Genomic DNA, 867 nt, shown 5'->3' on the forward strand with positions numbered 1-867 from the left:
GGGAGCCCAGCTGGACAGGCATCCTCGCGGTGAACGCCCCCCTGGCCGTCGCCTGCGCCTGCGACTTCGCCCTGGCAGCTCCCGTACGCCGACTGCGCCTGACCCGCTCCGGCGACACCTCCGTACGCCTCGGCGACACAGCGGACGTCACCCTCACGATCACCAACCCCTCCCGGCGTCCCCTGCGCGCCCACCTCCGCGACGCCTGGCCCCCCAGCAGCTGGCGGCCCGGCACGGAATTCGCCGCATCCCGCCACGAGGTCACCGTCCCCGCCGGCGAACGCCGCCGCGTCACCACCCGTCTANNCGCGGCGACCGCCAGACCGACCGCGTCACCATCCGCTCCTACGGCCCCCTGCGCCTCTTCTCCCGCCAGGGCACCCACAGAATTCCCTGGTCCGTACGGGTTCTGCCCCCGTTCACCAGCCGCAAGCACCTCCCGTCGAAACTCGCTCGTCTGCGTGAACTCGACGGCCGTACCAGCGTCCTGACCCGCGGCGAAGGCACAGAATTCGACAGCCTGCGCGAGTACGTCCCCGGCGACGACACCCGTTCCATCGACTGGCGCGCCACAGCCCGCCGGACCACGGTCGCCGTCCGCACCTGGCGCCCCGAACGCGACCGCCACATCCTCCTGGTCCTCGACACCGGCCGCACCTCCGCGGGCCGAGTCGGTGACACCCCCCGCCTCGACGCCTCCATGGACGCGGCTCTCCTCCTGGCCGCCCTGGCCTCCCGCGCAGGCGACCGCGTCGATCTCCTCGCCTACGACCGCCGCGTACGTGCTCTCGTTCAGGGCCGCACCGCCCGAGACGTGCTCCCCTCGCTGGTCACGGCCATGGCTTCCCTCGAACCGGAACTGGTCGA

At 72.6% G+C, this 867-nt stretch carries 1 pseudogene; it reads left to right on the forward strand.

Annotated features, from left to right (window positions below):
* Positions 1 to 867: pseudogene (locus BZL64_RS35140) on the forward strand (DUF58 domain-containing protein); the annotation flags it as partial.

Source organism: Streptomyces bobili (assembly GCF_002154575.1).
Classification (GTDB): domain Bacteria; phylum Actinomycetota; class Actinomycetes; order Streptomycetales; family Streptomycetaceae; genus Streptomyces; species Streptomyces bobili.